Here is an 11,824-nt window from a genome sequence, read left to right as displayed (position 1 = left end):
AGATGTGTATAAGAGACAGGCCCAACAGTGATCAACAACGTTGAAACTTATGCCAATGTCCCAGCTATTATCGAAAAAGGTGCAACATGGTTTTCGTCGATGGGAACAGAAAAAAGCAAGGGGACTAAGGTTTTTGCTTTATCAGGTAAGATTAAATATACAGGTCTTGTCGAAATACCTATGGGAACGACTATTAGAGAGATAGTTTTTGATATTGCAGGTGGCATCAAAGAAGGAAAAAAATTCAAGGCTGTCCAAATAGGAGGCCCTTCTGGGGGGTGTATTCCTGAAAAATACCTGGATACACCTGTAGATTACGAATCACTTATTGAGCTTGGTGCTATGATGGGGTCGGGGGGATTTGTGGTTATGGACGAAGAAACATGCATGGTTGATTTAGCAAAATTTTTCATGGATTTTATTAAAAGGGAAAGTTGCGGAAAATGTATACCCTGTAGGGAAGGAACATACCGTTTGTGGGATATTTTGGAACGAATCTCAACAAAACCTGCCCAGAACAATTTAGATGCGCTTGAAAGGTTCAAGGCGGTGACTCAAATGGAAAGATTGTCGAAGGTTATTAAAGAAACCTCATTATGTGGTCTTGGCCAAACTGCTCCTAACCCTGTTCTCAGTACTTTAAGATGGTTTAAAGATGAATATGAAGCTCATGTGTATGAAAGATCTTGTCCTGCTGGAGTGTGTAAGAATTTGAAAACCTATGTTATTAATGTGGATAAATGCACAGGATGTACTCTTTGTACTAAAAAATGTCCATTAAATGCCATTGTTGGCTCTAAAAAGACACCGCATTTCATTGTTCAGGATAAGTGCATTGGTTGTGGTACGTGTTATGAAATTTGCCAGTTTAAAGCCATTGAAGTGAATTAAAAAAAATTGGATATGAGATTTTCTATTGAAATAAACAACAGAAAAGTAGATGTTGAAAAAGGGGAAACCATTTTAGATGCAGCCAGGAGAACTCATGTTGAAATTCCTACTTTATGTTATCTTAAAAACATGTTACCTACTGGTTCGTGCAGGATGTGTGTGGTGGAGGATATGGTTACCGGAAAACTCGTCCCTGCCTGTTCAACTCCAGTTACGGAAGGCATGAAGATTCAAACTCATTCTTCGCGAGTTGTAAATGCCAGAAAAGTTATTTTGGAGTTATTATTAGCAAGTCATCCAGATGATTGTCTCTATTGCATTAGGAACAGAAACTGTGAATTACAAGCTCTTGCATATAAGCATAATATTACGACAAGAAATTTACTGCATCATGTGAGAAATATTCACATCGACAGATCAAGTCCTTCGATCGTACGCGATCCTGCAAAATGCATTCTTTGTGGTCGGTGTGTTAGGGTTTGTGAGGAGATCATGGGTGTTGCTTGTATAGATTTTGCCTTTCGAGGTAATTCTTCGCAAGTATCAACTGCTTTTTTAGACTCCGTAAATATTTCAACTTGTGTTCACTGTGGTCAGTGCATTTTGCAGTGTCCTACTGGTGCGCTAAGTGAAAATCAAGAACTTTCTAAAGTTGTTGCTGCTTTACGTGATCCAGAGAAGATTGTGGTTGTGCAATATGCACCCGCTGTACCAGTATCTTTAGCCGAGGAATTAAATCTTTCAAAAGGTAAGGATTATTCAAACTTATTGAATGCTATTCTTCGTAAGATAGGTTTTAATTATGTTTTTGATACCTCGTTTGCGGCAGATTTGACTTCTTTGGAAGAAGCTCAAGAACTCATTACTCGACTACAGAATGGGGATAAACTTCCGATGTTTACGAGTTGTTGTCCTGCATGGGTGAAATTTGTCGAAACTTTTTATCCGGAATTCATACCTCATCTTTCGTCATGTAAGTCTCCTCAACAAATGATGGGATCTATAATAAAAACATACTGGGCTGAAAAAATGAATATTTCACCAGAGAAAATATGTATGGTTTCTATCATGCCATGTATAGCTAAAAAGTTTGAAGCTAAAAGAGAAGAAATGGTTCAAAATGGAATAACAGATGTAGACATTGTCTTGACTACGCGCGAACTTATGTCGCTTATTCGGATGTTTGATGTAGAAATTTCGGGTATTGATCCAGAGTTGCCCGATTCTCTAGGTGGGAAGCGAAGTTCGGCTGGGAAACTTTTCGGTACAACCGGAGGAGTTATGGAATCGGCGTTAAGAACAGCTTATTATTTGCTCACAAGAGAAGACTTGGTGCATTTTCACCTTGAACCTCTGAGAGGGACAAATAGAAGAAAAGAATATCGTTTTTCTATCAATGGATTAGAACTTTTAGTTGCTGTAGTTCATTCGCTTTCGGAGGCAAAAAAAGTACTGGAAGAAATTCGTCAGGGTCAATCCTCTTTTCATTTTATTGAAATCATGTCTTGTCCATTGGGCTGTATTAATGGCGGAGGACAGCATATAGGGACTTCAGAAGAAGATCTCATAGCAAGAATGAAAGCCTTGTATGAAGTTGATATGAAAGAAACACTTAAATTCCCTTATCAAAACCCTGAAATCGTACAGATTTATCAAGAATTTTTAGGGGAGATTAACGGAGAAAAAAGTCACCGTTTATTACATACGCATTATATCGATCGAAAGAATCAACATCATTAAATTTTATTAGCTATGGGGCATGCCAATGTACATCAACTGGTATTTACGGTAAGAGATAGATGTAGGGTATGTTATACCTGTGTTCGAGAATGTCCTGCCAAAGCTATTCGGATCATCAACGGACAAGCTGAAGTGGTGAGCGAGAGATGCATTGGTTGTGGAAATTGTCTTGCGGTTTGTAGCCAAGGAGCTAAGATGCTTGTTGACTTGACTCGGCATGTGGAAGAAATGCTACTAGATCCTGAAGTACAAGTAGCTGCATTGGTTGCCCCTAGCTTTTCAGCAGAATTTACAGATTTACCAAATCTAATGTTGCTGCCATCCATGTTAAGAAAACTCGGATTCAAATATGTTTTTGAAGTTGCATTTGGAGCAGATCTAGTAGCTGAGGCATATAGAAAATTACAAGAAGAAGGAAATCAAACATGGATCTCTTCAGATTGTCCTGCTGTGGTCTTTTATATTGAGCAGTATTATCCGCAATTGGTTTCCCATTTGGCTCCTGTTGTTTCGCCTGTCGTAGCTATGTCAAGGGTTATAAGAAAATGGCATGCCGATGAAGGACTCAAACTTGTTTTTATTGGACCTTGTATTGCCAAAAAGGCTGAGTCTGACGAGCTAGATGGGGCTCTCACATTTAAGGAAGTAAGATCTTTTTTTGAAAAATACAATGTTACACCCGAAGGACTTGAAGCTAGTCAGTTTGATGAACCAATTGGAGCTTATGGTGCCATTTTTCCGCTAATTAGAGGACTTTCTACTGCAATGTACCCTGAGGAACATCGTGTGGAGAGAAAAGTCATTGTTTCGTCGGGAAGAAAAGCTTTCAAGGAAGCTATTAGGGCATTTTCCGAAGGAAAATTAGAAGGACATCATTTGGAACTTTTATGCTGTGAAGGTTGTATGTTGGGACCCGGTATGAGCGAAAAAAATAATGAATATGTTAAACAAATACATATCCAACAATACGTTCAACAAAAGATTAAGAATATTTCTTTGGAAAAATGGCATGAAAATAAAACAAAGGCATTGAATGAAATAGATTTTAAACAGCAATTTCATCCTATGGATCGGCGATTGCGTGAACCTTCACAGAGTGAAATAAGCCAGGTTTTGCTTATGATGGGAAAAAACCATCCTTCCGATCAGTTAAATTGTGGAGCATGTGGCTACGACACATGTCATGATCATGCTATAGCTGTTATTAATGGATTTGCCGATCTAGAGATGTGTTTGCCTTATGCGCTTGAAAAATTGCATAAATCTTTCAGAGAACTCCATGAAACCAATGAGAAATTACGAAATGCCCGCCTTGCTTTAAAACATTCCGAAAAGCTTGCCATACTGGGGCAAATTTCTGCTGGCATAGCTCATGAACTCAACAATCCCCTTGGAATCATTATGATGAACAGTCATTTGTTGCTCGAAGAAATTCCTGATACAAATCCCGTAAAAAACGATATTCAAATTATTGCAGAACAAGCTCAAAGATGTAAGAACATAGTCAGCGGGTTACTTAATTTTGCGCGCAAACAAAAGGTTAAGTATCAGTTGACAAACGTTATTCAGTTGCTTGAGAAGACTTCCAGGCAATTGATAATTCCATCGAACGTTAGCATTGTAATAGATTCTAGGCTTCAAAATCCTGAGATGATGATAGATCCTGATCAATTTTTAGATGTTTTCATCAATCTTTATAAGAACGCTATTGATGCTATGCCTAATGGAGGAGAAATTCATGTGTTGGTTGAGGAGGTGGGAAATCAAGTAAAGATTCACATTAAAGATCAAGGCATAGGTATACCTGAGGAAAATCGTGATAAATTATTTATGCCGTTCTTTACTACCAAGGAGGTAGGCAAAGGAACTGGTTTAGGATTGGCTCTTGTTTATGGTATTGTTAAAATGCACCAAGGTAAAATTGAAATCAATTCAAATGCAGATCCCTCAAAAGGAGCAACTTTTACAGAGTTTATTATCACATTACCAAGATTAAATTAAAACGTCAACATATGGAAACAAAAAAGAAAGTTATTTTAATTGTGGATGATGACAAAGACTTGTTGTTTCAGATGTCTCACATTCTAAAGAGAAAGGAATTCGAAGTTGTCGAAGCCAACACCCAACAAGAGGCTGAAGACAAATTAAAAGAAATTCGTCCCGATCTTGCTATTGTCGATTTAATGATGGAAAAGAAGGACAGTGGTTTTATTCTTTGTCATAAAATCAAAAAGACCTATCCAAATGTTCCAGTGATCATTGTCAGTGCTCTTACGTCGGAGACTGGAATGATGTTCGATTTAACAGATCCATCCGACAAAGACTGGATCAAAGCTGATGCATTTATTGATAAAAACATACGATCTGATCAATTATTGAGTGAAGTCAACAAATTATTGAGGTTATGAGCAATCGACTAAAATTGTTGGTGGTAGATGACGAGCCCGCTATCAGAGCAGGAATTGTAAGGAGCCTGAAAAATTTTTCGGTAGGTTATCCTTTTATGGAAGAAGATTTTATGTACGATATTCTAGAAGCGAGTACTGGCAAAGAAGCTTTCGAAATTCTTAAATCCCAACCTATTGATATTGTTTTGCTCGACAATAAACTTCCAGATATGGAGGGGGTAGAAATACTTCATTATGTCAAAGATCAAAATTATGATGCTGCTGTCATTATGATTACAGCTTATGCTTCGTTAGATCTAGCTATTAAGGCAACGTCTTTTGGAGCATATCATTTTATTCCTAAACCATTTACTCCGCTGGAACTGAGGGTAGCTGTCGAGAACATCACCAAAAACTTATATCTTAGGAGGATGACTCGTAAAATGTATCATGAGGGGAAAGAAAATAGGTTTCAGTTTTTATCAATTTTGTCGCATGAGCTCAAGTCGCCTCTTAATGCTGTTGAAGGTTATTTACGGATGATGAAAGAAAAACAACTTGGTGAAAATATCCATGATTACATGATGATGATCGATCGTTCTATGGAAAGAATCAAAGGGATGAGAACTCTTATTATGGATTTGCTCGATTTGACAAGAATAGAATCGGGCCCACGAAAGAAAAACTTACAAATGCTTGATTTGGTCAATGTTCTCAAAGGGGTTTTAGATACGATGGTACCTATGGCTATTCAAAAAGATATTACTTTTTCATTGGATGTTCCCGAGAATCTTAATTTTCTTTGTGATCGTAATGACATAGAAATAATCATGAACAATCTTATATCAAATGCCATTAAATACAATATCGATCATGGAAAGGTCTTCATTGTTCTGAAGTCCAAAGAAAAGGAAGTCGTATTTGAAGTCAGTGATACGGGCATAGGTATGGATGAAGAAGAGTTAAAGCTACTTTTTAAAGAATTTGTTCGAATCAAAAATGAAAAAACACAAAACATCACAGGAAGTGGACTTGGACTTTCTATTGTTAAAAAAATTGTAGAAAGTTATCAAGGCAAAATCGAAGTTGCAAGTATACCGGATCAAGGAAGTACTTTTAGGGTTATTTTGCCTTTAAATTGATTACTTTCATAACCTCATTCAAATATTTAGGTAATGTAAAAGCATCTAATTTTGTGGGGTGGAAAAATGGATGTTGCACCTCACAAATAGATGATGATAGTTGATAAGAATAAAGAAGATTTTTTAAAGCAATCTTTAGAAAAGTTAAAAGGAATTGGGCTTATAAGGGCACAAACGCTTGCTAAAGAACTTGGCTTAAAAACTGTCGAAGACTTACTTTGGTATTTTCCCTATAAACATATTGATAGGAGTAAGATTTTACCAGTTGGTTCGTTGAAAAATGAAAATGGTTACGTTCAAGTTAGAGGTCAGTTTTATGATTTTCGGGAAGTTTATTCTTTGAACAATAAATCAAGATTAGAAGCAATATTTTTCGATAATACGGGTTCTGTAAAAATTGTTTGGTTCAGCAATTACAAATGGGTGCTTAATAAGTATCGGATAGGTGAAACGTATTATCTTTTTGGCCGCATTTCACGATTTGGTGACGAAGCTTACATAGCTCATCCTGAAATTTCAACGGAGGAACAATTCAAGCATTTACCAATTTTAGGGAAATTTCAACCTTTATATGGAACGACGGAGAGAATGAAAAAACAGGGAATGGACTCACGTTTTATAATGAGAATTATTCAGCAACTGATATCCATGTTGCCAGAGCAAATGGAAGAAGTTTTGCCTTTTCATATTTTGAAAAGACTTAAGTTGCCGTCTTTTCCTGATGCTTTCAAATGGGTTCATTTTCCAGAGAGTGTGGAGCAATATGAACGAGCCATTAAACGCTTTAAGTTTCAAGAAGCTCTTGCTATTCAGCTCAGAAATGAGATTTCATTGAGAGAGAGAAAGAAACAGCCAAGTTCAGTAGTCATTCATAAAGCTGGAAAACTCTTTCACTTGTTTTATCGTTACCATCTTCCTTTTACTCTTACCAGGGCTCAGGAGCGAGTTATCAAGGAAATTTTTACTGATTTAAAAAGTGGATTTAGAATGAATCGTTTGCTTCAAGGTGATGTCGGCAGTGGAAAGACCATCGTGGCTTTGCTTGTTGCACTGATTGTCATTGGAAATGGCTGGCAGGTTGCCATGATGGTGCCCACCGAGATTTTGGCTCAACAACATTACGAACGAATAAAATCGCTTTTGGAACTCTTACCTGTCAACGTATCTCTTCTGACAAGCTCGACTCCTAAGAAAGAGCGTAAGCTATTACTTGAGGGTCTAAAGGAAGGTCAAATTGATTTTATTGTTGGCACTCATGCTTTGATCGAGGATGTGGTGAATTTTAAGAAGCTAGGACTTGTTATCATTGATGAACAGCATAGATTTGGGGTCGTCCAGCGAGCTAAGTTGCAATTAAAAACAACATATTCTCCTCACGTACTTGTAATGACAGCAACTCCTATTCCCCGTACGTTAGCCATGACCCTATATGGTGATTTGGATCTCAGTGTGATCGACGAACTACCCCCAGGTAGAAAACCTATACAAACTATGCATTTTACGGAAAGTTTTCGCTATCGTGCGTGGGATCTTATGAAAAGAGAGGTGCTATCTGGTCATCAAGCTTATGTGGTTTATCCACTTATTGAAGAGAACGAAAAACTAGATCTTATAGCACTTGAAGAAGGTTTTGAAGCTATCAAGAGAGAATTTTCACGATTTGCTATTGTTGTCGATATGCTTCACGGTAGGATGAAGCAAAAAGATAAAGATACGATCATGAATCAATTCCGTGAAGGGAAAATTCATATACTGGTGTCGACTACTGTCATTGAAGTTGGGGTAGATGTATCGAATGCTACAATGATGATTATTGAGCATGCAGAGAGATTTGGTTTGGCTCAGTTACATCAGTTGCGGGGGCGAATAGGACGTGGTGGTGAAAAATCATATTGTTTACTTATTACGCCTGACCAAGTTGGTTCAGAAGCAATGGAGAGGATTCAAGTTTTTCTTTCTACGATGGATGGTTTTAAGATAGCAGAAGAAGACCTCAAGATGCGTGGGATGGGTGAAATTGAGGGGACACGACAGAGTGGGCAACATACGTTTCGATTCATTGAACCTATTGGAGATGAAAAGATTTTATTTTTTGCACAACGTATGGCAAAGTTTATTCTTCAGAAGGATCCGATGTTAGAAACTCCATCGTACGTTTGCCTTAAAGAATTGATTAACCGCTCGTTTCAGGGAATGTATTTTTCTGATATAGCCTAAGTCATTAAAATTTTGGTATGCTTTTTTGTCTATTTAAGTGTAAGAATATTACCTGTGGTTATTTGATTAACGAGGAATTATCGTATGAATATTGCGTTAGCATGAAATGCTAGTTTCCGAAGTTTTTTGTGATTGAGTAAATCACGTACACTTAGAGAGTAAGGATATGATGGATAATTTTTTTCAATGAAGTGAGTTTAAAAAGTTCAAAGTTGCTTGAGATGAAGGAAGATTTTATTGGCTATGAATGTGTATTGATCGGGTTATTTACTACCAAATAATTTTTACAAATCCATTACCACCATTTGTACCACAATTGTTATCGAAAGTTGCACCATTTCCTCCTACAGCACAACCGGCACATAAGTCTGGGTCTCCATTGTTTCCTGGGATGCTACCGTTGCCTGGTATGATGGTAGATCCTAGACTATTACCTCCACCGCCACCACCTGCACCGGCGTTAGGTGATCCGGAACAAGCACCGCTTAGAATATTACCTCCGCCTCCACCGTTTGTATAGCCACCACCACCCCCTCCTCCTCCGGCATTGCTCATACATTGGTCACAGCCGCTACTACTTGCATGGACACCCTGATCCCCGTTTTTATTGACATTAGAAGAAGCTATTCCTCCAGATCCAGAACTGGAAAAGCCGTTTTGATTACCACCTCCGCCATTTCCGCCTTTTGCATTTGGGTTTGAACAATTACAACCATTTGGACATGCGGCTCCTCCACCTCCACCACCTCCACTTGCCGCAATTAGAACAGTTGAATCACTTCTTACTACTGTGCTAGATCCACCTCCACCTCCACCTGAGCCACCACAAGGTGTTTTGTTACCACCATTACCTCCTTTGCCATACCCCCAGCCTCCTAACCCATTATTGCAAGATGGAATGGCAGAACTTCCGGACTTACCACCTCTCCCTACATAGATATACAGAACTTCACCGGGGGTGACGTTTATAGAACTCGAAGCATAAGCCCCACCACCTCCCTTACCTCCTGAGCCACCGTTGCCACTTGGGCAATCACCGCCACCTCCGCCACCTCCAGCACCCCAACATTTGATGGTCACATTAGTAACACATGGAGGTACTATCCAGGTTTGAACTGTACCCGTATAATAAAAGCTAGCTGAACCATGATGAATGAAATTAACATTTAAACACGTAGTTGCATTCCCACCACAAGAATTTGTAGCGGTTACGCAAATCTCTCCATTTACTGGATTGTTGTCAACATCAACAATTATAAAATTACTTCCTTGGCCATTCACGATCGTCATACCAGCAGGAACTGTCCAATGGTAGTTCATTATATTACCGACTCCGTTTACACTATATGTGATATTGCTAGAGTTAGGAGATACACATGTAGGGCCTTCTATGGAATTTAAAAAAAGGGGGGGGATGTTAGGCACCATATTGGTATCCAACCTGTTGTGCAACCAGTATCAATACATTGTGTAGTAACATTCCATATGAGTAAAGTATGGGCAGGATTTGAAATAGAATTTCTTTGGGCAGATGTTAATCTAGGAATAAGTAATCCTTTGTCTGAAAAATTAATTTCAAGTCCTGCAGAAGGATGAGGAATGAGTGGATGATCACCTATTCCGACGTTTTGAGCATAATTGTCGATGATGAAATAGAACAGAAAAATGACAAATAAAAATCTCATAATTGAGGTTTTTACAAATTTACACATATGTATGTCGAAAATCAGATTTTTTTTACACCGTACGGATTTTATTTTAAGAGTGAAGCGATTAGTATGTTGAGCAATGGAAATAACGAGTAAATCGCGTGTTAAGTTTATAGGCAAAATATCTTGTTGGTAAAAGGGGAAAAGCCGAGCAAGTCAAAATACGTTTAATCGTATTTTAATTGAAATTATATATGGTTTACAATGAAAACAGTTACATTGATTAGAAAGTTAATAAGGATTTATCACATTTGAAGAATACGTTTTTAACGAGTCATTTACTATAAGATGTAATTAAAACTAGGGTTTTGAGAGTTTAGTTTTTAAATTATTGATTTCGCCTTTGAGCATTTGGTTTTCTCTTTGTAAGTTTTGAATGTCTTGCTTATAAGATTCTAAGGTTTTATGCATGTTTTGATAGGCAGCAATAAGAAGTGGTATGAATTCGATGTATGCTACTGATTTTTCGTTAATGGGGTCTTGCATGACCAGATCTGGGAAAATTTTTTCTACTTCTTGTGCGAGAAGACCGAAGTGTTGACCACTGGGAAAACGTTTGGACGGATAAGCGTTTTGGTTCCATTTGAATTGGACGGGAGTTAATTTAAGGAGTCGTTGGGTGTAGGATTCTTGGATAGGTTGAATAAAATGTTTGAGGCGGGCATCAGAAGAAAACCATCCACCTCTGGCGAAAGCAAGGCCTTCAACGAATAAAGTATAAAAGCCGGGGGTGGTGGTGTTAATACCTACGTTACCAGTTTGAGGATGTACAAAAATAGAATTACGTAAAGATGGGGAGGGATTATACACTTCTTCGCTACCCACAATGAGGTTTGGTTCAGGGTCTTGATATTTTCTGATGAAGATCCAGTCATATTTTACTTGTACATTACTGGATTGCCAATTAACCCATCTCCAATTCGGTATAGTAGACCAGCAAGTGCGTTGATGCTCAAAAAAGGCGGTAGAATTGACGATTTCTCTGGTAGTACTAGAGAGTACATCAGCATAGAAATGAATAGAACTTTTGCGTAAAATGCGCATCGTATACCATACGTCATTAAGTATCGGTCCGAGATCGTAAGGTAATTCATAAGAACCACTGGGACATTTAACTTGAATTCCTATATTTAATCCTGGATAACCATCATCCACTATACCAAATCTTGCATTGTTTGCATCTGATCCTTGAACAAGGTAATGTACATGCCAACGACTTGAATTACTTTTTGAAATTTTAGCTTCCACAGCAATGAGCTCATTGGTAGCAGAAGTATAATTAGCGGCAAGTATACGCCATTGATTATCTGACCATTCGGTAAGTATACCACCACTAACCGTGTAAAACATGGGTAGGTAACCGCTATGACCGGTAGTAATCCAACGAGAGGGATCTAATGTTGTTCCTAGAAAATCATCGAAAAAGAGGAACGTGCTTTGGCCAATGGAAGCGGACGAAGCTGATGGATTACCATAATAAAGATAGATAATTTTTACCCCATTAGCAGGTATGGAAGGGACTTTGGTCCATACAAAAGTGGATGATGAGTTTAATCCCCCTTCAATCCAAAAGTTTAGTAAGGTACAGCCATCTGCATCGGTTATTCGGATGTCTGCACAATTAGCTTGCATTTTGCCTGAGCTGATAAGAGAATTGGAAGCAAACTTAATAAGTACTTGGTAATCGTTCAGCACATTGGGAGAGGAATTTTGAATATATATGGGAATACGGTAGTTC

At 38.1% G+C, this 11,824-nt stretch carries 8 protein-coding genes and 1 pseudogene; 6 read left to right on the top strand and 3 right to left on the bottom strand.

Going from position 1 to position 11,824, the window contains the following annotated elements; all coding sequences use genetic code 11:
* Positions 1 to 21 precede the first annotated feature (21 nt).
* The 6 genes and pseudogenes from N2Z72_04175 (at position 22) to recG (ending at position 8,377) form a co-directional block, all read left to right on the top strand.
* A pseudogene (locus N2Z72_04175) lies at positions 22 to 891 on the top strand (4Fe-4S binding protein).
* Between the two features lie 12 nt (positions 892 to 903).
* Positions 904 to 2,631, top strand: coding sequence for an NADH-dependent [FeFe] hydrogenase, group A6 (locus N2Z72_04170; GenBank protein MCX7696875.1), 1,728 nt, complete (start codon positions 904 to 906; stop codon positions 2,629 to 2,631).
* A gap of 12 nt (positions 2,632 to 2,643) precedes the next feature.
* Complete coding sequence (locus tag N2Z72_04165; protein MCX7696874.1) at positions 2,644 to 4,632, top strand: ATP-binding protein; 1,989 nt, start codon at positions 2,644 to 2,646, stop codon at positions 4,630 to 4,632.
* A gap of 11 nt (positions 4,633 to 4,643) precedes the next feature.
* Positions 4,644 to 5,039, top strand: coding sequence for a response regulator (locus N2Z72_04160; GenBank protein ID MCX7696873.1), 396 nt, complete (start codon positions 4,644 to 4,646; stop codon positions 5,037 to 5,039).
* The gene (locus N2Z72_04155; protein ID MCX7696872.1) at positions 5,036 to 6,160 is read left to right on the top strand and encodes an ATP-binding protein; all 1,125 of its coding nucleotides are present in this window, start codon (positions 5,036 to 5,038) and stop codon (positions 6,158 to 6,160) included. The genes N2Z72_04160 and N2Z72_04155 overlap by 4 nt, the downstream gene beginning before the upstream one ends.
* Before the next feature lie 90 nt (positions 6,161 to 6,250).
* A complete protein-coding gene (gene recG / locus N2Z72_04150) occupies positions 6,251 to 8,377 on the top strand; it encodes an ATP-dependent DNA helicase RecG (GenBank protein ID MCX7696871.1) in 2,127 nt (708 codons plus the stop codon).
* Between the two features lie 270 nt (positions 8,378 to 8,647).
* On the opposite strand, the gene N2Z72_04145 is transcribed toward recG, so the two are convergent.
* The 3 genes from N2Z72_04145 to N2Z72_04135 form a co-directional block, all read right to left on the bottom strand.
* Positions 8,648 to 9,805, bottom strand: coding sequence for a hypothetical protein (locus N2Z72_04145; GenBank protein ID MCX7696870.1), 1,158 nt, complete (start codon positions 9,803 to 9,805; stop codon positions 8,648 to 8,650).
* Positions 9,775 to 10,062, bottom strand: a complete 288-nt coding sequence (locus tag N2Z72_04140) for a hypothetical protein (protein MCX7696869.1) — start codon at positions 10,060 to 10,062, stop codon at positions 9,775 to 9,777. Before N2Z72_04140 ends, N2Z72_04145 begins: the two co-directional genes overlap by 31 nt.
* Positions 10,063 to 10,386: 324 nt before the next feature.
* The coding region (locus N2Z72_04135) for a DUF2341 domain-containing protein (GenBank protein ID MCX7696868.1) at positions 10,387 to 11,824 on the bottom strand (1,438 nt) is incomplete at its 5' end.

The sequence above is a fragment of the Bacteroidales bacterium genome (assembly GCA_026418905.1).
GTDB lineage: Bacteria > Bacteroidota > Bacteroidia > Bacteroidales > DTU049 > JAOAAK01.
This window is presented reverse-complemented; position numbering and strand designations above follow the sequence as displayed.